We start from the raw sequence: 19,242 nt of genomic DNA on the forward strand, positions 1-19,242 counted from the left end.
CGATGGCGCTCCAGCGACCCCTCGCTGCGGTTCAATGCCGGGTCGGCTGCTCGACGATGTCGAGATGCACGCCGTGGCAGGCGACGCATTGCAGGGCCCAGTACTCGGAACCGCCGCGGCCGTTGATGACGCTCAGGACGCTCAGCTCGGCATCGCAGTCCGGGCATCGCGTACGCACCGAATAAGCGAGGTGTTTGACGGCAGGCTCAGCCATGAATTGCAGTCCGCATTACGAATACACTCGGCATTTCGAATTGGCGTTTGGATTGTTGGCTTGGAACCGTCTGGCCGCGCGGATGGACTCTCGGGGACTTCACTCTCGAAGATTGTTCCACGTCGCGCTATCCGTCTTTTCCCGGGGGGCGGTCGATATCCTCCGTTGCATGCTCGAAGCGACGGCCTATCAGTTGGCCGTCGTCAGTCCCACCGCTTGCGGAAGCGGTCGATGTGGCTCTTGGCATCGGCGATCGCCATGTCTGCATCGGACCAGGCAAAGCCGACTTCGAGAGACGGGAACGAAACACCATTGATCACCACCGGGGTCATGTCCGCGCGGCGGATCCGCGCGTGCCACAAGCCGCGTCCTGCTTCGAACGGCTCGATGGCGAAGTCTTCGTACAAGTACGTCATTGCGCAGTCCTGGATGTTCCAAACTGCAACAACAGCATGAGTTTGTCCGGGCATTTGTGAACAGGTTCACACGTCAGCGTCTTTTTTGATCGCGTCCCTCCGCTGAGAATTCCGAGTCGCGGGTTGCGACGCTGCGCGCATGATCCAGCGCCGGAACGCGGCGAAATCACGTTGGCCGGCCTGGAAATGGCGGTAGACAAGATACCAGCGCTCGCCTTTTGGGACGGTCAGTGCGAACGGTGCAACCAGGCGTCCCGCCGCGAGGTCATCGTCGATATAGGGACGGATGCCCATCGCGACGCCGAGCCCGTCGATCGCGGCCTGCAGCGCATGCCCGTAATACTGGAACTCGGTGCCGCGCGCGCTGACGCGGGTGACGCCCGCGGCCTTCAGCCACAGCGCCCAGTCCTCGGCCGCATGCGACACTCGCAGCAGGCTCGGGCCCTTGAGGTCGGCCGGTTTCTTCAAGGTCGCGGCCAGCCGTGGCGTGCACACCGGCACGAGATCGGCGGCGAACAGCGGCTCGGCGACGAGACCCGGCCAGGCGCCGTGGCCGAGCTTGATGCCGCAGCTCCAGTCGTCGCCGAACGGCACCGCCGCCCCGCCGGTGGTGATGCGGACCTCGATGTCCGGCTGCTCGGTGCTGAAATCGGCGAGCCGCGGGATCAGCCATTTCATCGCGAAGGTCGGACCGACGCCGAGCGTCAGCACGCGCATCGACGACGGCGCCATGATCTGCGCGGTCAGGCTCGACAGCGCATCGAAGATCGGCGTCAGCCCGCTCTGATAGGCGCGCCCCGGCGCGGTCAGCGCCAGGCGGTTGGCCTTGCGCTCGAACAGCACCACGCCGAGCCGCTGCTCGAGCAGGTTGACCATGCGGCTGATCGCGGCGGCGGAGACGTTGAGCTCGCTGCCGGCCGCGGCGAAGCTGCCGGTGCGCGCAGCCGCCTCGAATGCCTTGATGCCGTTGAGGAACAGCAGCCGTCTCATCGAGCCCTCAGGAAAACTGATGGAGGGCAAGATAACTCGGTTTGTGCGGCCGTCGCCAGTGCGACAATCTGCATGGCGAGGAGATCAGCCATGACACCAGCCCTGATTGCAGCGCTCGGATTGCTGATGGTGGCGACGGCGTTCCTGTCGGGCCTGTTCGGCATGGCGGGCGGGCTGATCCTGATCGGCGTGCTCTTGGCGATCATGCCGCTGCCGGCGGCGATGGTGCTGCACGCGGCGACGCAGATGGCGTCCAACGGCTGGCGCGCCGTGCTGTGGCGCCGGCACATCCGCTGGCGGCCGGTCGCGGTGTATCTCGTCGGTTGCGCGCTGGCGCTCGGCCTATGGTCCCTGGTGCGCTACGTGCCTGACAAGCCGGTCGCGCTCCTGCTGCTCGGCGTCACGCCGTTCATGGCGCGGCTGATGCCGGCCGGCCTCAGGCCCGATCCGGACAGTGTCTGGCAGGGCGCGATCTACGGCACGATCTGCATGGGGCTGATGCTGATGACCGGGGTGTCCGGGCCGCTGCTCGACACGTTCTTTCTCGGCGCGCGGTTCGACCGCCGCGCGATCGTCGCCACCAAGGCGACGTGCCAGGTCGCGAGCCACCTCACCAAGCTGATCTATTTCGGCGGCATCATCGATCAGGCCGCGGGCCTCGATCCCGTGCTCGCGCTCGTCGCCGTCGGAGCGTCGATGCTCGGCACGAGCCTGGCGCGGCGGCTGCTGGAGGCGATGAGCGAGCAGCAGTTCCGCACCTGGGCCAACCGCATCATCACGGCGGTGGCGAGCTACTACATCCTCTATGGCGGCTGGCTGCTGCTGGCCGCGCAGAGCTCGGCGGCGGCAGAGTGAGGCGAGCATGGCCGTATCGGCAGACCCCCTGGTGCTCGACTTCGTCGAATGGATCGCGCGCGCGCCGCGCAGCCATGCCGAGGTGGTGGCGACGTGGCGAACGAGCTGCCCACGGCTGACGGTGTGGGAGGATGCCGCCGATCTGGGCTATGTCACGCGCCAGGCGATCGCGGGCGTCGGCATCTTCATTATCGTCACCGATGCCGGCGCGCAGCTGCTGCGCGACAACGGCCGCGTCGTGCGCTAGAACGGTCCGGACTTGGAGGAAAGACCGGGAATGGCAGTGAAGCTGTATGAACTCGTCGGGAGCGATGCGGGCCGCCCGTTCAGCCCCTATTGCTGGCGCACGCGGATGGCGCTGGCGCACAAGGGGCTGAGCGCAGAATCGATTCCGTGGCGCTTCACCGAGAAGAGCGCGATCGCGCCGCATGGATCGGAGAAGGTGCCGGTCATGCTCGACGGCGACCGCGCGGTGGCCGACTCCTGGACGATCGCCAACTACCTCGAGGACACCTATCCGGGCCGGCCGTCGCTGTTCGGCGGCGCCGGCGGCCGCGCGATGGCGCGCTTCCTCAATGCCTGGGGTGACATCGCCATCGTCGGCGGCATCTTCCCGCTGATCATCGCCGACATCCCGAAGAACCTTGCCGCCGAGGATGCCGACTATTTCCGCAAATCGCGCGAGGCGCGGTTCGGCAAGAGCCTCGAAGAGGTCATGGCGACGCGCGACCAGGCGGTCATCGGCTTCCGCAGATCGCTGGAGCCGCTGCGCCAGACCCTGAAGACGCAAGCCTTCATCGGCGGCGATACGCCCGACTATGCCGACTACATCGTGTTCGGCGGCTTCCAATGGGCGCGCGTGGTGAGCCCGTTCAGGCTGCTGGAGGAGAGCGACAGCGTCCATGCCTGGCGCGAGCGGCTGCTCGATGCGTTCGACGGGCTGGCGCGCAAGTCGCCGGGCCACCCGGTCTAGAAACGCGGCGGCCGGCGCTCGCGCCAGGCCGCCAGCCCATCGGTGAGATCGCGGCTGCCGACCAGGCTCGCGAACTGCTCGCTCTCGACCTGCAGCCCCTCGCCGACCGCCATGTTGAGCCCGCGCGTCGCGGCGGTGATGATGCCGGCGATGGTGTCCGGCCCGTGGCGGATGATGCGCTGCGCCAGCGCGCGCGCCGCCGGCAACAGCTCGTCGTGCGGCACGACGGCGTTGACGAGGCCGATCTCCAGCGCGCGCTGCGCCGGGAAAGAATCGCCGGTCAGCAGCAGCTCGAGTCCGCGCTTGCGGCCGACCAGCCGCGGCAGCCGCTGCGTGCCGCCGAAGGTTGGTGGCATGCCGAGCCTGATCTCGGGCTTGGCGAAGCTGGCGCGCTCGCTCGCCACCGCAAGATGCACGGCCTCGGTGATCTCGCAGCCGCCGCCGAAGGCGAGCCCGTTGACCGCGGCGACGACCGGCTTGCGGAACGCCTCCAGCCGCGCCGTCATCGCCTGGCCGCGCCGCACGAAGTCGCGCAGCGCCGCGGCGCGCCCCTGGCGGACGCTTGCGGCGAATTCGTCGATGTCGGCGCCGGCCGAGAAGGCGCGTTGTCCCGCGCCGGTGAGGATCACGGCCCTGACGCCGGCATCGGTCTCGATGCGGTCGAGCGCGGCCATCAATCGATCGATCAGCGCGTAGCTGAGCGCGTTCAGTCGCTCCGGCCGGTTCAGCGTGATCGTGGCGATGCGGTCGGAGATGTCGAGCAGGAGGAGGTCGGTCATGGCGTCTCGCAGGCTGGCGGTTGGAGCAAGCGAAGACTAGGCGTCGCGGCAGCCGAGGTATATTCACTGGTCAGTATACATTGACCGAGACCGAGCGCCGCCATGCCCCGATCCTCCGATCCCACGCCCGCCCGCATCGTCGCCGCCGCGAGCAGGCTGTTCTATGCCGAAGGCATCCGCGCCGTCAGCGTCGATGCGGTGGCGGAAAAGGCCGGCGTCACCAAGAAGACGCTGTATTATCATTTCCGCAGCAAGGACGATCTCGTCGCGGCCTATCTCGCCGCGCGCGACCAGCCGAACCTGGAGCTGTTCAAGCGCTGGTTCGACGAGACCGAGGGCGCGCTGCCCGACAAGATCGCCGGGATCTTCAATCAGCTTGCGCGCGCCGCGCGGCATCCGAAATGGCGCGGCTGCGGCTTCCTGCGCACCACCGCGGAGCTCGCCAATCTGCCCGGCCATCCCGCGATCAGGATCGGCGCCGCCCACAAGAAGAAGTTCGAGGCCTGGCTGCAGGCGATGTCCGAAGAGCAGGGAATTGCCGAAGCCGGCGAGCTCGCGCGGCAGATGCTGCTCCTGCTCGACGGCGCATTCGCGGTCGTGCTGCTGCATCGGGACGCCAGCTACATGGAGACCGCGGGCGCGGCGGCACGGACGCTGGTCGCGGCGGCGCTGCCAAAGGGGAGGCGATATGCTTCCCGCAGGACCGTCAGCCGGCGCAGCCGCGTCCCCTGACCCGCTCGCCGCGAACGATCGTCGCGACCATCTGGCTGGCCATGCCGTCGAAATCGGACGGCTTGATGTAGCCGGCGGCGTAGGCTTCCTGGGTCAGGCGTTCGATCCGGCGATCCTCGGCGGTCGTCCATACGCGGGCGATGTAGGCGGCGCCCGCCGGACCATAGGTCTCGGGATAGCGCTCGTTCTGGTTCTGCCGATGATAGTAGTAGTGGTTGAGGCCGCTGATGAAGCTGTCGCGATTGGCGCCGCAGCGGTCGCTCCAGGCCAGATCGAGCGCCTTCAGCGCGTCCTGGCGCTGCGAGCGCCGGGCGTCCTCGGTGTATTTCTCGTGGTCCTGAAACTCCGCGCCCGTGACGGGCGGAAACGCAACCGCCGCACTCGGCGCGTCGGTCAGGAACAGGCGTCCGCCAACCTGCCAGACGAGGATGGCTGCGATGATGAAGATGAGCCGGTTCATGGCAGCGCTCGTTTGCTATCGCCGGTCCCGTTGCGCCTGCCGGATACGGCACACCGACGATTCGTCGGACCAGAGACCGGGTCCGGCGAACATCGGGACGTCCTCGCGCACATCGGCCGGAAAGTCCGCCTTGGTGATCCCCTTCTCGTCGAAGGCTTCGAACAAGGCCTCCTTCACGCGCTGATCGAGCGGCGTGCCGACGCTGGCGGCCGCCTCCTCCATGGATTTTTCGCTGCAGATCTTGGCGCCGAAGAAATTGCGCTTGCAATCCAGCTTGGCGACGTAGGCGCGCGTATAGGCGGTGACCGCCTCGACGAGGTTCTGCTTCTGGGTCTTGTCGCAGGGCGACAGCTTGTAGGCGGTCGCGGCCTGCAGCGCGTCCATGCGCAACGCATCGAGCTTGGGGTTCTTGTCGCTCTGCGAGGTGTGCTCGGCGAGCCATGCCTTGCGATCGAATTTTTCCCTGGACCTGGCATCGCCGAACGACATGTCCACCGTCGCGGACAGCGGTGCCACCACGGCCACCGTCTGTGACCCATTGGCAATATTGGACACCGTCTCGATCGGGGCCGACCAGGTCGAGGCTCCCCAGGACGCGCCCGGCAACGGAAAGCCCCTGACGGCCCAGCTCACACCACCGAATGCCACTACAAATGCCGCGCCCACGGCGCCAATAAATCGCAACATGAAACGACCCATCCACGAACGTCCCTAAGGTAGTCCATGCAGGTTAATGCATCCATCAGCGCCGCGCGATGCGTGCATCGACGTGAAGAGAAGGTGACCGGCTTCGGCGGCTTTTGAAGACAATGGGCGGATGAATGCGCCGTCGCTTCAGGTCCTGACGGGCAGCACTGAGCGTTCGGCCAGCAGCGTGATCGTGGCGTCGAGATCTGGCAGCACGGCGGCGCATTTCGCGCGCGACTGTTCGGTCGGCGCAACGATGTCTGGCACCATCAGCGTGATCGCGCCGGCGGCATGGGCCGCGGCGACACCCGGATTGGAATCCTCGATCGCGATGCAGGCCTGCGCGCGCGTGCCGAGCCGCTTCGCGGCGAGCAGATAGAGATCGGGATGCGGCTTGGCGCGGCTGACATCGTCGCGCGTCAGGATCGCGTCGAAGCGATGGTGAATGCCGGCAAGCCGAAGATGCTCCGCGGCCGTGCTGCGCGACGACGAGGTGACGATGGCCTTGGGCAGACCGGCGGCCTCGATCGCCGCGAGCAGATCGATCACGCCGGACTTCAGCGGCATACCCTGGTGCAGGATCTCGGCGGTCTTGGCGGCGAACAGCCGGTTGACCTCGTCGAGCGGAAAATTGTCGCCGAAATGGTCGCGCAGCGTCCGTTCATTGTCCGGCCCGGGGATGCCGATCATGGCGTGGCAGAGCTCGGTCACCCCGTCGACATGGCCGAGCGCATTCAGCGCCGCGATCGCAGCTTCGAGATAGACCTTCTCGGTGTCGAGCAGCGTTCCGTCCATGTCGAGCAGGACCGCTTCGACGTGCCAGCGCGTCACGATCCCGCCTCCGGTTCGCCGGCCAGCCTCTTGAGGCAGTTGACGCACAGGCAGTCCTTGAACCGGCTTTGTCCGCTCTTGGGCAGCGGCAGGCGCACGGCCTCTTCGAAGCACCAGCAGGAGCCGCCGGGATCGCAGCTGAACTCCGCGCCGCACGACTCGCAGGTGAGTTGCCGCGCGGTCATGTCCGCTAAACGATTTGTCACGTTCGGAGCCACGTCCGACCAGCCCCTTTTCATGTCCGGTTCATCTGCCGGGGCAAGTATAGTGCGTGACAATCTGCCGCGCCATCGCAGTCTGCGGTCGCGGCAACACAGCGTTTCGGGAGCTCCCGCGATGACAGGCTCGAGGATGTGGCATGGCGCGTGATGCTCGAGCGGCTCTTGTTGCATTGAATCGCTTCGGCTTCGGCGCGCGTGGCGGCGCCTCGGGCGATCTCGTCAATGCGGCGTCGGACCCGCGCGGCTTCGTCAAGGCCGAGCTCGGGCGTCCCAATGGAGCGCTCTTGGAAGCGCCGGGTCTGCAGCCGACGCCCGCACTCGCCGATGCCGTCTTCGCCTATCAGGACGAGGTCAAGCGGGCCCGCGAGGCCGCGAAGTCGGAGGCTGCGCCGCAGGAGCAGTCCAGCCCCACGCGCGGCCTGTCCACGAACGGCGCGGACAAAGCCACGGCCGCAACGCCATCGGCGGCCCCAGCAGCCGGCGCCGACCCTGCACCCGCGATGCAGGGAACGCCGGCAAAGCCCGCGCAGGCTCAGCAGCCGCCCAACGTCGTCCAGAAGACGTTCCGTGCCGAGGCGCTGGCGCGGCTGCAGCGCGCCGTGCTCGCCGATTGCGGCTTCACCGAGCGGCTGGTGGCGTTCTGGTCGAACCATTTCTGCATCTCCGCAGGCAAGGGCGAGTTGGCGCGGATGTGGGCCGGTGCGTTCGAGCGCGAGGCGATCCGGCCGCACGTGCTCGGACGCTTCGCCGACATGCTGAAGGCGGTCGAGCAGCATCCGGCGATGCTGTTCTTCCTCGACAACCAGGAATCGCTCGGACCGGACTCGCGCGCCGGCCAGAACCGCAAGCGCGGCCTCAACGAGAACCTCGCCCGCGAGATCATGGAGCTGCACACGCTGGGTGTCGGCGGCGGCTACACCCAGGAGGACGTGACCTCGCTGGCGCGCATCATCACCGGCTGGAGCTTTGCCGGACGCAACAGCCGCAACGCGGCGCCCGGCAGCTTCGTGTTCAATGCCAATGCGCACCAGCCGGGGCCGCAGACCCTGCTCGGCAAGGTCTATCAGGATGACGGTCTCGCGCAGGGCGAGGCCGCGCTCGCGGACATCGCCCGCCATCCCTCGACGGCGAAGTTCATCGCCACCAGGCTCGCGCGCCATTTCGTCGCCGATGATCCGCCGCCCGCGCTCGTCGCCCGGCTCGAAGCCGTGTTCAAGAAGAGCGATGGCGACCTCAAGGCGCTGACCTTGGCGCTGGTCGACTCCGACGAGGCCTGGTCGGCGCCGCTGACCAAGATCCGTTCGCCCTATGAGTTCCTGGTCGCCGGCGGCCGGCTGCTGGCGCGCGTGCCGGAAGATCCCGGCTTCTATCTCAGTTCCCTGAACACGCTCGGCCAGCCGCTATGGGCGCCCGCAGGACCGAACGGATTTGCTGATACCAACGCGATGTGGGCTGCCCCTGAGGGCATGAAGCTGCGGCTGGACATTTCCGCGCAACTCGCCGCACGTCTCGGCAACAATCTCGATCCGCGTGATCTGCTCGATCTCGTCGCGGGCGATGCGACTTCGACGGAGACGCGGCGCACGATCGAGCGTGCGGAATCGCGCCAGCAGGCGCTGGCGTTGTTGCTGATGTCGCCGGAATTCCAGAGGAGATGACGATGGACCGGATCGCGACCTCGCTGTTGACCTCGCGACGCCATCTGCTGCTGGCAGGCGCGTCCTTTGCGGCCTGGGGCTATCTGCCGAAATTCGCGCGGGCCGCCGGCCAGCGCGACCCGCGGCTGATCGTCGTGATCCTGCGCGGCGCGCTCGATGGCCTCGCCACCGTCGCGCCGATCGGCGATCCCGACTACGCCGGACTGCATGGCGCGATCGCGCTGACGACGGCGGGACCAAATCCGGCGCTGCAGCTCGATTCGTTCTTTGCGCTGCATCCGTCGATGCGGGAATTCGCGCGCATGTATCGCGACAAGCAGGCTGCCGTGATTCACGCGGTCGCGACACCGTATCGCGAGCGCTCGCATTTCGATGGTCAGGACGTGCTCGAAAGCGGCTTCGCCGGTCCTGGCCGCGTGCAATCGGGCTGGCTGAACCGCGCAGTCGAGGCTCTGCCGCGCGGCCCCCGCGTCGCGGGCGCGCTCGCGGTCGGTCCGACGGCGCCGCTGGTGCTGCGCGGCGCAGCGCCCACCGTTGGTTGGGCGCCGGTGACGCTGCCGCAGGCCGATGACGACACCGCGATGCGGCTGGTCGACCTCTATGCGCATCGCGATCCCGCGTTGGCGGCTGCATTGTCGCAAGGGCTCAAGCTCGAGAAGGTCGCGGTCGGTGACGACATGAAGCCGAAGCCGGGCGGCAACCAGATCGCGGCGATGCGCCAGGTCGCGCGCGGCGCGGCGAAGCTGATCGCCGCGGAGGATGGTCCGCGCATCGCCGCGCTGGCGTTCGACGGTTGGGACACGCATGCCAATGAAGGTGGTGCGGTCGGTCGGCTGGCGCAGCTCTTGTCGGGTCTCGACGGTGCGCTCGCCGAGTTCGAAAGCGGGCTTGGCCCGTGCTGGCGCGATACGGTCGTGGTGGTCGCAACCGAGTTCGGGCGCACGGCAAGGATCAACGGCACCCAGGGGACCGATCATGGGACCGGGACGATTGCGCTGCTTGCCGGCGGTGCGGTGAAGGGCGGACGGGTGATCGCCGACTGGCCGACGCTGAAGATGGCGAGCCTCTACCAGGGACGCGATCTTGCGCCGACGACGGATCTTCGCGCGGTGTTCAAGGGCGTACTCGCCGATCATCTCGGCATCGGCGAGCACGCGCTCGGCGGCGCGGTGTTTCCGGACAGCGCGGCCGTGAAGCCGATCAAGGGGCTCGTAGCGTAAGGCTCGCTTGCGCCATTTCCCGATCAGGCGTCCTGAAGCCTTTCACATTGCGGCATCAGCGGCCGTCGTCGCAGGCGCATTGCACCGCGAAGTCTGCTACTCCTCGACCTGCGGCATTCATCCCTCAGGAGATCAGCATGTTCATCGCCATGAATCGTTTTCGCGTCGCCAAGGGCTCGGAGGCCGCCTTCGAGCAGGTCTGGCTGTCGCGCGACAGCCATCTCGACAAGGTGCCGGGCTTCGTCGAGTTTCACCTGTTGAAGGGACCGGAAGCCGAGGACCATACGCTCTACGCCTCGCATACGATCTGGGCGTCGAAGACGATGTTCGAGGACTGGACCAAGTCCGAAGCATTCCGCGCCGCGCACCAGCGGGCCGGCGACACCAAGGTGCACTATCTCGGCCCGCCGCAGTTCGAGGGGTTCGAGGTCCGCCAAACGGTGGGCAGCAAGACGTAGGACAAGGACAAAGCCCACCATTGCGATCCGTCTCCGCGACCCGTCTTGGCTGAGCACGGCCGAGCGGACGCTCGTTTTGCGCTGAAGCGACGCGGCGGCCGACAGGACCCGGACGGCCGCCGGTCGTGCGCCATCGCAAGCTGCTCGCGCCGGGCCTGCCGGTCCGCCGGGCCTGCTGGCGTCAACAAGGACAACGCCATAGCGAAGCTCCGGCTGATTCGAGCAGGTAAGACGGCGCGCCGAAGCTGAGCAGTCGTAGCCGTCAGCAGACGCGCAGGCGACGTCAGGCGCTCTCGGGAACTGGAGCCTCACGAGGCTGTTATCGCGTGTCTGAAACAGGAAGCCGAATGTCCGGCAGGGCGGGCAGCGCCGGCCAGCGCCCTCGGTCGTTCTGTTCTAGCGAAGGCCGGGATGGTTGCTCGGATCGAGACGAACCTTCCGGCATATGACCACCGGCGCCGGCGACATCGTCAGAAGCTTCCCTCCGTTGCAACGCGCCACCTTCGTCGACGTTGACAGCCTGACCGCATGAGCGACGTGCGCCGCCCTTCCTCGTTCGGAGCGAGATTCGATGATCATCAGACAGCCGCTCAAGGTCCGCACCCCGGAGGAAGTTCTCGGGCTGATCAGCGCGCTGGCCGTCGCCATTTTTGCGGTCATCATCATCGCGCTGCTGTATTTCGGTCGTGACATCCTGGTGCCCGTGGCCCTGGCCATCCTGCTCAGCTTCGTATTGGCGCCGTTGGTCGCGCAACTGCAGCGGCTTCGTGCCCCGCGCGGACTGGCCGTCGTCAGCGTGGTCGTTCTCGCGTTCGTCGTGATCTTTACGCTGGGCAGCCTGCTCGCCACCCAGCTCACCCAGCTTGCCAGTGAGTTGCCGAACTATCAATCGACGATGAGCAACAAGATCCAGTCGTTCCGCGACACCAAAGCCGGGAGAGGGACGCTCGAGCGTGCATCGGACATGCTCAAGGATCTGGGCAAGGAACTCGACAAACCGAAAGAGCCGGAAGCGGCTCGGCCGCCGAGCGGACTGCGAACGAATTCCTCAGTCCCTGTGACCCCGATCCCGGTGGAGGTCCGGCAGCCCGATCCTGGAGCGCTGGACAGTCTTCGCACGCTGATTTCGCCGCTCATTCATCCGCTGGCGACGACCGGCATCATCATCATCTTCGTGATCTTCATATTGCTTCAACGCGAGGACCTGCGGAATCGGCTCATCCGCCTTGCGGGCTCATCGGACCTGCAGCGCACCACGGCGGCACTCGATGATGCGGCTTACAGGCTCAGCCGGCTGTTCCTCACCCAGCTCGCCCTGAACGGCGGGTTCGGCGTCGTGATCGGCGTCGGCTTGTGGTTCATCGGCATCCCCAGCGCCCTCCTTTGGGGAATCCTCGCCGCAGCGCTTCGGTTCGTGCCCTATATCGGCGCCGTCATCGCCGCGGCGTTTCCGCTTGCTCTGGCGGCAGCGGTGGACCCTGGCTGGTCGATGCTGATTTGGACGCTGGCCCTGTTTCTCGTGGTCGAGCCGTTGCTCGGCCACGTCATCGAACCGATGGTCTATGGGCGCAGCACGGGCCTGTCCCCTGTGGCGGTGGTCGTTTCAGCCGCGTTCTGGACCGCGCTGTGGGGCCCGATCGGGTTGGTGCTCGCGACGCCGCTGACGGTCTGCCTGGTCGTCATCGGACGACATGTGGAGCGCCTGGAGTTCCTCGACGTCATGTTCGGTGATCGTCCAGCGCTGTCTCCTCCCGAGATCTTCTACCAGCGCATGCTTGCGAACGATCCGACGGAAGCGGCCGAGAAGGCAGAGGAGTTCTTGAAGGAGCGCTCGTTGATTGCCTATTGCGACGAGGTCGCGGTGAAGGGGCTGCAATTGGCCCAAGCCGACGCCGACCGAGGGGCGCTCGCCTATGATCGCCTTGCAACGATCCGTGACGCCGTCGCCGAGTTGACCGCCGATCTTTCCGATCAGAATGATGGTCCGCTGGCGAAACGCGAGACCACCAGCGATCCGGAGGCGGCATCGGCCGTCGACAGCTCGGCCAGCAGTGGGGCCATCGACACGATACCCATCCTCAGCAAGGACAATCTCGCCGAAGGATGGCGGAGCGAGCAGCCGGTCCTGTGCGTGGCGGGGCGAACCCCGATCGACGAAGCGGCGGCGGTGATTCTCGCGCAACTGTCGTCGGCGCACGGGCTGGGCGCGAAGGTCTCAGGAGCGGAGGCGCTCTCGACGGCGAACGTCATCAAGCTCGAGCCCGCAGGTGTCGCGATTGCCTGCCTGATCTATATCGGCAATTCCGGCGTCGCACATATGCGCTACTCCGTTCGTCGCTTGAAGCGACGGCTCCCCAGAGCAAAAGTGATGTTGGTCTGCTGCGCGGCCGACGTCGATCAGGAGGCCGCGAAGGTGCTGCAAGAAGCCACCAAGGCCGATCTGGTCGCGGCGAGCATGGGCGAGGCTGTCAGAATGTGCATCGAAGCCGCGCAGGCGAAGGCTTCTCAGCTGGCACCATTGGAGCAGCAGGACACGACGACGAACGTGGCGTGAGACGCGCCACGTCCAACGACCAGGCCCGACAAAAAAATGCGGCCCCGGTCAGAGACGGCGACTGACGGGGACCGCTGAAACGCGTGACCGGTGACGGGGGGATGATCAGGCGCTCGATGGAGCGTAGGCCGGCCCCGTGACGGCGACGTGACACCGCCCGCTTACAGCGCCTTGCGGTAGACGATGAAGCCCGAGCGCTCGGCGATCTTGTCGTAGAGCGCCTGTGCCGTCCTGTTGGTCTCGTGCGTCTGCCAATAGACCCGCGGCGCACCGGCCTGCCGCGCTTCGCGGTAGACTGCCTCGATCAGCGCCCGGCCGACGCCCTTGCCGCGGGCGGCTTCGCTCGTGAACAGGTCGTTGAGATAGCAAAGCGGCCCGATCGTGGTGGTGGCGCGATGAAACAGGTAATGCGCCAAGCCGATCAGCTCGCCACCGCTCTCGGCGACCAGGGCATGCACCGGCTCGTTGGCATCGAAGAAGCGCGACCATGTCATCGCGGTCACCTCGGCCGGCAGCGCCGTCGGCCCGGAACGGCCGTAGAAGGCGTTGTAGCCGTCCCAGAGCGGCAGCCAGCGATCATGGTCGTCGCGCGCGATGGCGCGCACAGTGAGTGCTTCGTGCATCAAGGATTCGTCGTCCGTTTGAAAATCTCCACGGACCTTCGATACGCGCAGCCGTGTTCGCGATCAATCAGGGATGGGCAGCACCGGTTCGGCGGTGGGCGGCCGCATCAGCTCGACGTAGACCGACCGATCCTCCTCGGTCAGCGGCGAGAGCGAGAGCTCGCCCCGTCGCTCGATCAGGATCAGCAGTGACGCCGCCAGCAGGATCGCGAGTGCCAGGGTCACGGCAACGATTACGACCGTTGATTTCATCGCCATTTTGTGTGCGAGACAATCATCGCCTGTTGTCGCGAAAACCGCGAAGGGTTGTCAAAATGGCTTCCTGCTAAGCGGGCATCGACAAGAGGGCGTGAATCGACACCACCGCAATGGTGACGCTGACACCCAATGAGAGCGTGCTGGCCGCGATCGTTGCGACCACGGCGGTGGTCAGGCCGGGCGAAAGGGTGAGCGTTGCGTGGCCGTGAAAGCCGCTGACGGGCGTGCGGAGCCCTCTACGGTGGTTCGACTCCTGCGGTGACGCGCGGCCGCGGACCCAACTGAACTTCGGAACGGAAGCACAACGCCACCGGGACATGAAGTCGAAATCCCTTACCCATACATCCGCGAGCGAATCACTCGCAGAGGTAAATTCTAAGGTAGCGCTGGGCAGGATTGCGGCGGCAAATCAGCAAAAAAGGCAAGAACATGGCGCTCGTGGTATTTGTTCCCGCCTAAACGTGTATTTTCCCCGCTGTTCTACGGGCGGTCGGTAGTTTTACGGTGAGCATGTCACCCGTAGTCGGCGGCGATGCCGGCTGAATCGATCAGTGCCGGCTGCCAATCCATCGCGACGAAACCGGGTGTCTGTTCGACGCGGCGCAGCCAGTTGCGGATCTTCGGGAAGGTCGACAGATCGAAGTCGCAGCGATCGGCGACGTGCGTGTAGCCGTAGAGCGCGATGTCGGCGACCGTCAGCTGTTTCGCGGCAAAGTAATCGTTGCTCTTGAGATGATTCTCCATCACCTGGAGCGCGGCATAGCCGCGCTCCATCCAGTCCTCCAGCGCATGGGTCTGAAGGTCGCGCCCGCCCTTGACCAAGAGCAGCCAGAAATAGGCGGCGCCGATGTTCGGCTCGAGCGCATGCTGCTCGAAGAACATCCACTGCAGCGCTTCGGCGCGCTCGATGCGCTGCTCCGGCACCAGCGGCGTGCCGCCGGCGACATACCAGAGGATCGCGTTCGATTCGGCGATGAAGCGGTCCTCGCCGACTTCCAGCAGCGGCACCTGGCCGCTCGGATTCTTGGCGAGAAAATCCGGCGTGCGGCTCTCGCCGCGCAGAATGTCGATCTCGATCGCCTGATAGGGCGCGTTCAGAAGCGCAAGCGCAAGGCGGACCTTGTAGCTGTTGCCTGACCGCTGCATCGAATAGAGCTTGTACATCCGGCCGATTTCGAGTTCGAGGAATCAAGGGTTGGACGCATCGCGCATCCGGACGCCAGATCGTCCCGCAATGCGGCCAGACAATGATGCCGATGAGCGCAGGCTGCAAGTGCCGACGGATGGAAAAAGTCGAAATGCGCTACTGCACTGCACTCTCGAATAACAACTTTCCAATAGATTCAAACAATCGAGATCACGCTTGTGCGATGCGCGCGTGTCCACCGATCTCGACGGCGCGATCGGTGAATGCGCGGCGCAGGGTCAGCGCGAACAGGGCCATCAGAATGATGAGGCCCAGCGGTATCGTCGTCAGCCCGGCAACGCTGCGCGAGAGCAGCGGCACGATCCAGGCGGCCGCGAGCACGCTGAGCTCGTAGTCGCGAAAGCCGTTCGCGAGGCCGTGCCGGACGAAGAAAATGATCGCAACCGCAACGACCACGAGGTCGTAGTCGAGCACGTAGGGCGTCGCCAGCAGGCTCGCGCTCGCCAGTGCCGAAGCCTTGAGATCGAACGCAGCCTCGCTCTGCCACAGCCAGGCAAGTCCGGCCGCGAGCGACAGCGCCAGCAGGCTTTGCAGCGCATAGGCGGACCTGACATCGGCGCCCCAATGGCGCGCGGCGGAGAATACCGACTGGATCTTCTCCCACCCGGTGCCGCCTTGCTCGAGCACGACGCTCTGTGTGAAAGTCATGGACTGGAAGAAGGCGTGCCAGACCTCGTTGCCGAGCGCGGCGAAGCTGATCGCGACCAGCGCGGCCACCGTGGCGGCTGCAGCAGCGATCGTCGGCCAGCGCGTGCCTGCGAGCAGCGCCACGGGAATGAGGACGCCGAATTGCGGCTTGTAGGCGAGCAGGCCGATCAGGATGCCGGCCGCCCACGGCCGGTCGCGCTCCATCAGCAACAGCGCGCCGCCGAGCAGCGCCGCGGTGAAGAACGCGTTCTGGCCGTGACCGATGTTGACGAACACGGCGGGAAAGGCGGTCGCCACCAGCAGGGTCTCGGAACGCGGCAGGATCGCGCGCATGACCGCGAGGTATGCGAGCAGGCTCGACACGACCCAGAGCGCGAGCCCTCCGGCATAGGGCAGCAGGGCGGTGATGGCGGCGATCGCGAAGAAGAAGGGCGGGTAGTGCCAGCCGAAGAACGGCACGTCGCGGCCATCGAACACGGCCTTTTCCACCGCATGCTGCAGCGGCGGATCGTAGGCATCCGCCGCCTTGCCGTGAAGGGTCAGCACGCCTGCCGCATAGACGTTGGAGAAGTCGGTCCCGATCGGCTTGCCGTTGCGGTCGATCAGCCCGTCGGACAGCGCGATCCAGCCGGCGATTGCCGCGATCGTGACCGCGAGCAGAATCCAGCTGTAGGACTTGATCCGCGTGGCCGTGAGCCAGTCGCCGGATCGCAGGGCGCACCCGATAGTGGTCATTTCGGCCTGAGACTCTGGACAATCGTGGGCCCACGCTAGCGGGGCGGCTTTAACGTTCCCTAAAGTCTTGGGAGCCATGTGCCCAAGCTTCTTGCGATGCAGCGCTGGGGGCCCTACAAATGGGCGTTTCCCTGACATGACTGGTCGTGGCCCCGAGGGGGTGATCCACGACGCCTGCATAGGAGCTGATGATGTCCTTTCTCGCCGCTGCGCTCGACCGTGTGAAGCCGTCCGCGACCATCGCGGTCACGGATAAAGCGCGCGTCCTCAAAGCGGCGGGCCGTAACGTCATCGGCCTTGGCGCCGGCGAGCCGGATTTCGACACCCCGGACAACATCAAGCAGGCTGCGATCAAGGCCATCCAGGACGGCAAGACCAAGTATACCGCGGTCGACGGCATCCCCGAGCTGAAGGAAGCCATCATCGGCAAGTTCCAGCGCGAGAACGGCCTCACCTATAAGCCGAACCAGGTGATCGTCGGCGTCGGCGGCAAGCAGGTGCTGTACAATGCGCTGATGGCGACCATCAATCCCGGCGACCAGGTGATCATCCCGGCGCCGTATTGGGTCAGCTATCCGGAGATGGTGGCGCTCGCCGGCGGCGAGCCGGTGCCGGTGGTCTGCACCGCGGCGCATGGCTTCAAGCTGCAGCCGGAGGCGTTGGAGAAGGCGATCACGCCGAAGACCAAGTGGCTGATCCTGTGCTCGCCGTCGAATCCGACCGGCGCGGCCTATACCAAGGCCGAGCTGAAGGCGCTCACCGAGGTGCTGGTCAAGCATCCGCATGTCTGGATCATGACCGACGACATGTACGAGCACCTCGTCTATGACGACTTCGTGTTCACCACGCCGGCGCAGGTCGAGCCGTCGCTGTACGACCGCACGCTGACCGTGAACGGTGTCTCCAAGGCCTATTGCATGACCGGCTGGCGCATCGGCTATGCCGGCGGTCCGGCGCATCTGATCAAGGCGATGGCGACGATCCAGTCGCAGTCGACCTCGAACCCGTGCTCGATCGCGCAATGGGCGGCGGTGGAAGCCTTGAACGGTCCGCAGGACTTCATTCCCGCGAACAACAAGGTGTTCAAGGAGCGCCGCGACCTCGTGGTCTCGATGCTGAACCAGGCGAGCGGCATCGAATGCCCGCGGCCGGAAGGCGCGTTCTACGTCTATCCGTCCTGCGCCGGCACGATCGGCAAGACGGCGCCGTCGGGCAAGGTGATCGACAATGACGAGGCCTTCGTCACCGAGCTCCTGGAGACCGAGGGCGTCGCGGTGGTGCACGGCTCGGCGTTCGGCCTCGGCCCGGCGTTCCGCATCTCCTACGCGACCAAGACCTCCGACCTCGAGGACGCCTGCAAGCGCATCCAGCGCTTCTGCGGCAATCTGAGGTAATCGGGCAACATCTGTCTCGAAACTCCAGAAGCCAAGTTCCAGGCCGAAAGGCGCCATGTTTTGAACATGGCGCCTTTCTCTTGTCGGTCGATAAGTCTGGTGGCGTAGGGTTGGAGTTCGATGCGGCTGCTTCTGCTGTCGATCATGTTGCTTGTGTCGGTTGCTCCGTTCGCGCAAGCCCACGCAAATCGCCCCATGCGCGCCGGTGTGCTCGAGTGCGCGGGACGAAAGACTTCCGGCAAGCTCGTGATGTCCCAGTCACGCCTGCGCTGCGTGTTTCGCAGCCAGGGCCGCCAGCCGGAGCGCTATGTCGCCAAGGTCCGGCGCTACGGCCTCGATGTCGGGCTGACGGATGAGACCAGGATGGCGTGGGCGGTCAGCGCACCGGTCAACGATTTCGGCCGCAGCGAGCTGCGCGGGCGGTACGGTGGATTGTCCGCCAACGCTGCGGCTCTGGTCGGCTTCGGCGGCAGCTTCCTGGTGCGCGACACCGATCGCGCCGCCGCCCTGCAGCCGATCAGCCTGCAGGGGCAGACCGGCCTGAACATCGCTGCCGGAATCACTGAGGTCGAGCTGGTGCCGCTGCTGCCGATCCACCCGAGCCCGAGCCGTTCATCGTCCTATTTCTCGCGCTTCTATCGCTGAGCCGCGGAAGCGTTCGGGCGAACGCGTCGCAATGGCCGGCGCGATGGCGCGTGCTGACGGCGCGGCGAATCTGGTGCGACTGTAAGGCTTGTGGCATAGATGTGATGCCCCGTGATCGTCAGTCCGATCGACGGGTCTGCATCACACGTTCATTTCAGCCGGAGTTTTTATTCATGCGCTCGACCATCCTCGCCGGGCTCGCTGCTGCGGTCGTCCTCTGCACCGGCGGCGCTGCCCAGGCGCAAGATCGCGTGCGGGTCGGCGTCCTCGAATGCCGCGGTGGCGCCAGCGTCGGCTTCATCGTCGGCTCGGTCACCCATCTCGGCTGCGTGCTGCGCGCCGACGGGCTGCCGGAGGATCGTTACGTCGCGACCATCCGCAAGGTCGGCCTCGATCTCGGCATCACCCAGGAATCGCTGCTGGCCTGGGTGGTCTATGCCCCGGTTGCACGGCTCGGGCCGGGCGATCTCTCCGGCGACTATGCCGGCGCACAGGGCTCGGCCGCCGTCGGCGTCGGCCTTGGCGGCAACGTGCTGGTCGGCGGCTCCGCCAACTCGATCGCGCTGCAGCCACTCAGCGTCCAGGGCCAGGTCGGCCTCAGCGTCTCGGCGGGGCTGCAAAGCCTCGAATTGCGCCCGGGTCGGTGATCTTCCCTTTGCCGTGAATAGCCGCTCTTTCCGCCAT

At 66.1% G+C, this 19,242-nt stretch carries 23 protein-coding genes; 11 read left to right on the forward strand and 12 right to left on the reverse strand.

The window, feature by feature from the left end:
* Positions 1-31: 31 nt before the first annotated feature.
* From QX126_RS23985 to QX126_RS23995, 3 genes are all read right to left on the reverse strand, one after another.
* Positions 32-214 carry a hypothetical protein gene (locus QX126_RS23985; RefSeq protein WP_315733962.1) on the reverse strand — a complete coding sequence of 61 codons (183 nt, stop codon included), beginning with the start codon at positions 212-214 and terminating at the stop codon, positions 32-34.
* Between the two features lie 203 nt (positions 215-417).
* Entirely contained in the window at positions 418-630 is a 213-nt protein-coding gene (locus QX126_RS23990; RefSeq protein WP_315733961.1) for a hypothetical protein, read from the reverse strand.
* A 66-nt stretch (positions 631-696) separates the two neighbouring features.
* Positions 697-1,620, reverse strand: coding sequence for a LysR substrate-binding domain-containing protein (locus tag QX126_RS23995; RefSeq protein ID WP_315778037.1), 924 nt, complete (start codon positions 1,618-1,620; stop codon positions 697-699).
* 90 nt (positions 1,621-1,710) lie between these two features.
* Here QX126_RS23995 and QX126_RS24000 point away from each other — a divergent pair, with 90 nt between their 5' ends.
* The 3 genes from QX126_RS24000 to QX126_RS24010 are packed head-to-tail and all read left to right on the forward strand — an operon-like array spanning position 1,711 to position 3,448.
* Positions 1,711-2,475 carry a sulfite exporter TauE/SafE family protein gene (locus QX126_RS24000; RefSeq protein WP_315733959.1) on the forward strand — a complete coding sequence of 255 codons (765 nt, stop codon included), beginning with the start codon at positions 1,711-1,713 and terminating at the stop codon, positions 2,473-2,475.
* 7 nt (positions 2,476-2,482) lie between these two features.
* Positions 2,483-2,722: a hypothetical protein gene (locus QX126_RS24005; protein WP_315784106.1), complete on the forward strand. Its 240-nt coding sequence runs from the start codon at positions 2,483-2,485 to the stop codon at positions 2,720-2,722.
* A 30-nt stretch (positions 2,723-2,752) separates the two neighbouring features.
* Positions 2,753-3,448, forward strand: a complete 696-nt coding sequence (locus QX126_RS24010) for a glutathione S-transferase family protein (protein WP_315784109.1) — start codon at positions 2,753-2,755, stop codon at positions 3,446-3,448.
* On the opposite strand, the gene QX126_RS24015 is transcribed toward QX126_RS24010, so the two are convergent.
* The gene (locus tag QX126_RS24015) at positions 3,445-4,227 is read right to left on the reverse strand and encodes a crotonase/enoyl-CoA hydratase family protein (RefSeq protein ID WP_315784111.1); all 783 of its coding nucleotides are present in this window, start codon (positions 4,225-4,227) and stop codon (positions 3,445-3,447) included. The two genes, QX126_RS24010 and QX126_RS24015, sit on opposite strands and share 4 nt — an antisense overlap.
* A 102-nt stretch (positions 4,228-4,329) precedes the next feature.
* On the opposite strand from QX126_RS24015, the gene QX126_RS24020 reads away from it, so the two are divergent.
* A complete protein-coding gene (locus QX126_RS24020) occupies positions 4,330-4,959 on the forward strand; it encodes a helix-turn-helix domain-containing protein (RefSeq protein WP_315784114.1) in 630 nt (209 codons plus the stop codon).
* Here QX126_RS24020 and QX126_RS24025 read toward each other — a convergent pair.
* From QX126_RS24025 to QX126_RS24040, 4 genes are all read right to left on the reverse strand, one after another.
* On the reverse strand, positions 4,934-5,419 hold the full coding sequence (locus QX126_RS24025; RefSeq protein WP_315784117.1) for a hypothetical protein: 486 nt from the start codon (positions 5,417-5,419) through the stop codon (positions 4,934-4,936). The genes QX126_RS24020 and QX126_RS24025 overlap by 26 nt on opposite strands.
* Positions 5,420-5,434: 15 nt before the next feature.
* On the reverse strand, positions 5,435-6,106 hold the full coding sequence (locus tag QX126_RS24030; protein ID WP_315784120.1) for a hypothetical protein: 672 nt from the start codon (positions 6,104-6,106) through the stop codon (positions 5,435-5,437).
* A gap of 147 nt (positions 6,107-6,253) precedes the next feature.
* On the reverse strand, positions 6,254-6,937 hold the full coding sequence (locus QX126_RS24035) for an HAD family phosphatase (RefSeq protein WP_315784123.1): 684 nt from the start codon (positions 6,935-6,937) through the stop codon (positions 6,254-6,256).
* Positions 6,934-7,155, reverse strand: a complete 222-nt coding sequence (locus tag QX126_RS24040; protein ID WP_315784232.1) for a cysteine-rich CWC family protein — start codon at positions 7,153-7,155, stop codon at positions 6,934-6,936. Before QX126_RS24040 ends, QX126_RS24035 begins: the two co-directional genes overlap by 4 nt.
* A 140-nt stretch (positions 7,156-7,295) precedes the next feature.
* Between QX126_RS24040 and QX126_RS24045 the strand changes: the two genes are divergently transcribed.
* From QX126_RS24045 to QX126_RS24060, 4 genes are all read left to right on the forward strand, one after another.
* Complete coding sequence (locus QX126_RS24045; protein ID WP_315733942.1) at positions 7,296-8,816, forward strand: DUF1800 domain-containing protein; 1,521 nt, start codon at positions 7,296-7,298, stop codon at positions 8,814-8,816.
* Positions 8,813-10,036, forward strand: coding sequence for a DUF1501 domain-containing protein (locus QX126_RS24050; protein ID WP_315784126.1), 1,224 nt, complete (start codon positions 8,813-8,815; stop codon positions 10,034-10,036). Before QX126_RS24045 ends, QX126_RS24050 begins: the two co-directional genes overlap by 4 nt.
* Before the next feature lie 137 nt (positions 10,037-10,173).
* Complete coding sequence (locus QX126_RS24055; protein ID WP_315784129.1) at positions 10,174-10,494, forward strand: antibiotic biosynthesis monooxygenase; 321 nt, start codon at positions 10,174-10,176, stop codon at positions 10,492-10,494.
* A 571-nt stretch (positions 10,495-11,065) separates the two neighbouring features.
* A complete protein-coding gene (locus tag QX126_RS24060; RefSeq protein WP_315784133.1) occupies positions 11,066-13,048 on the forward strand; it encodes an AI-2E family transporter in 1,983 nt (660 codons plus the stop codon).
* Between the two features lie 161 nt (positions 13,049-13,209).
* Here the strand turns inward: QX126_RS24060 and QX126_RS24065 are convergent, their stop codons facing one another.
* The 4 genes from QX126_RS24065 to QX126_RS24080 form a co-directional block, all read right to left on the reverse strand.
* Positions 13,210-13,671, reverse strand: coding sequence for a GNAT family N-acetyltransferase (locus QX126_RS24065; protein WP_315733937.1), 462 nt, complete (start codon positions 13,669-13,671; stop codon positions 13,210-13,212).
* A 63-nt stretch (positions 13,672-13,734) separates the two neighbouring features.
* Positions 13,735-13,929 carry a hypothetical protein gene (locus QX126_RS24070; RefSeq protein ID WP_315733936.1) on the reverse strand — a complete coding sequence of 65 codons (195 nt, stop codon included), beginning with the start codon at positions 13,927-13,929 and terminating at the stop codon, positions 13,735-13,737.
* Positions 13,930-14,442: 513 nt separating this feature from the next.
* Positions 14,443-15,093, reverse strand: coding sequence for a glutathione S-transferase family protein (locus QX126_RS24075; RefSeq protein WP_315714112.1), 651 nt, complete (start codon positions 15,091-15,093; stop codon positions 14,443-14,445).
* A 193-nt stretch (positions 15,094-15,286) separates the two neighbouring features.
* On the reverse strand, positions 15,287-16,519 hold the full coding sequence (locus QX126_RS24080; protein ID WP_315778049.1) for a glycosyltransferase family 87 protein: 1,233 nt from the start codon (positions 16,517-16,519) through the stop codon (positions 15,287-15,289).
* Between the two features lie 191 nt (positions 16,520-16,710).
* Between QX126_RS24080 and QX126_RS24085 the strand changes: the two genes are divergently transcribed.
* The 3 genes from QX126_RS24085 to QX126_RS24095 all read left to right on the forward strand — a co-directional run bounded on the left by QX126_RS24085 (position 16,711) and on the right by QX126_RS24095 (position 19,205).
* Positions 16,711-17,913: a pyridoxal phosphate-dependent aminotransferase gene (locus QX126_RS24085; protein ID WP_315733933.1), complete on the forward strand. Its 1,203-nt coding sequence runs from the start codon at positions 16,711-16,713 to the stop codon at positions 17,911-17,913.
* Positions 17,914-18,033: 120 nt separating this feature from the next.
* Positions 18,034-18,558 carry a DUF992 domain-containing protein gene (locus QX126_RS24090; protein ID WP_315733932.1) on the forward strand — a complete coding sequence of 175 codons (525 nt, stop codon included), beginning with the start codon at positions 18,034-18,036 and terminating at the stop codon, positions 18,556-18,558.
* 173 nt (positions 18,559-18,731) lie between these two features.
* The gene (locus tag QX126_RS24095; RefSeq protein WP_315733931.1) at positions 18,732-19,205 is read left to right on the forward strand and encodes a DUF992 domain-containing protein; all 474 of its coding nucleotides are present in this window, start codon (positions 18,732-18,734) and stop codon (positions 19,203-19,205) included.
* The last annotated feature ends 37 nt before the right edge of the window (positions 19,206-19,242 follow it).

It is taken from the genome of Bradyrhizobium sp. SZCCHNPS1003 (assembly GCF_032381555.1).
Taxonomy (GTDB): domain Bacteria; phylum Pseudomonadota; class Alphaproteobacteria; order Rhizobiales; family Xanthobacteraceae; genus Bradyrhizobium.

What these genes read in the sequence shown, in the direction of transcription:
- QX126_RS24020 (WP_315784114.1), top strand. Translation starts at nt 4,330, where the DNA reads ATGCCCCGATCCTCCGATCCCACGCCCGCCCGCATCGTCGCCGCCGCG.
- QX126_RS24085 (WP_315733933.1), top strand. Translation starts at nt 16,711, where the DNA reads ATGTCCTTTCTCGCCGCTGCGCTCGACCGTGTGAAGCCGTCCGCGACC.
- QX126_RS23990 (WP_315733961.1), bottom strand. Translation starts at nt 630, where the DNA reads ATGACGTACTTGTACGAAGACTTCGCCATCGAGCCGTTCGAAGCAGGA.
- QX126_RS24070 (WP_315733936.1), bottom strand. Translation starts at nt 13,929, where the DNA reads ATGGCGATGAAATCAACGGTCGTAATCGTTGCCGTGACCCTGGCACTC.
- QX126_RS24010 (WP_315784109.1), top strand. Translation starts at nt 2,753, where the DNA reads ATGGCAGTGAAGCTGTATGAACTCGTCGGGAGCGATGCGGGCCGCCCG.
- QX126_RS24000 (WP_315733959.1), top strand. Translation starts at nt 1,711, where the DNA reads ATGACACCAGCCCTGATTGCAGCGCTCGGATTGCTGATGGTGGCGACG.
- QX126_RS23985 (WP_315733962.1), bottom strand. Translation starts at nt 214, where the DNA reads ATGGCTGAGCCTGCCGTCAAACACCTCGCTTATTCGGTGCGTACGCGA.
- QX126_RS24055 (WP_315784129.1), top strand. Translation starts at nt 10,174, where the DNA reads ATGTTCATCGCCATGAATCGTTTTCGCGTCGCCAAGGGCTCGGAGGCC.
- QX126_RS24075 (WP_315714112.1), bottom strand. Translation starts at nt 15,093, where the DNA reads ATGTACAAGCTCTATTCGATGCAGCGGTCAGGCAACAGCTACAAGGTC.
- QX126_RS24060 (WP_315784133.1), top strand. Translation starts at nt 11,066, where the DNA reads ATGATCATCAGACAGCCGCTCAAGGTCCGCACCCCGGAGGAAGTTCTC.
- QX126_RS24045 (WP_315733942.1), top strand. Translation starts at nt 7,296, where the DNA reads ATGGCGCGTGATGCTCGAGCGGCTCTTGTTGCATTGAATCGCTTCGGC.
- QX126_RS23995 (WP_315778037.1), bottom strand. Translation starts at nt 1,620, where the DNA reads ATGAGACGGCTGCTGTTCCTCAACGGCATCAAGGCATTCGAGGCGGCT.
- QX126_RS24015 (WP_315784111.1), bottom strand. Translation starts at nt 4,227, where the DNA reads ATGACCGACCTCCTCCTGCTCGACATCTCCGACCGCATCGCCACGATC.
- QX126_RS24095 (WP_315733931.1), top strand. Translation starts at nt 18,732, where the DNA reads ATGCGCTCGACCATCCTCGCCGGGCTCGCTGCTGCGGTCGTCCTCTGC.
- QX126_RS24090 (WP_315733932.1), top strand. Translation starts at nt 18,034, where the DNA reads ATGCGGCTGCTTCTGCTGTCGATCATGTTGCTTGTGTCGGTTGCTCCG.
- QX126_RS24025 (WP_315784117.1), bottom strand. Translation starts at nt 5,419, where the DNA reads ATGAACCGGCTCATCTTCATCATCGCAGCCATCCTCGTCTGGCAGGTT.
- QX126_RS24050 (WP_315784126.1), top strand. Translation starts at nt 8,813, where the DNA reads ATGACGATGGACCGGATCGCGACCTCGCTGTTGACCTCGCGACGCCAT.
- QX126_RS24005 (WP_315784106.1), top strand. Translation starts at nt 2,483, where the DNA reads ATGGCCGTATCGGCAGACCCCCTGGTGCTCGACTTCGTCGAATGGATC.
- QX126_RS24080 (WP_315778049.1), bottom strand. Translation starts at nt 16,519, where the DNA reads ATGACCACTATCGGGTGCGCCCTGCGATCCGGCGACTGGCTCACGGCC.
- QX126_RS24030 (WP_315784120.1), bottom strand. Translation starts at nt 6,106, where the DNA reads ATGTTGCGATTTATTGGCGCCGTGGGCGCGGCATTTGTAGTGGCATTC.
- QX126_RS24065 (WP_315733937.1), bottom strand. Translation starts at nt 13,671, where the DNA reads ATGCACGAAGCACTCACTGTGCGCGCCATCGCGCGCGACGACCATGAT.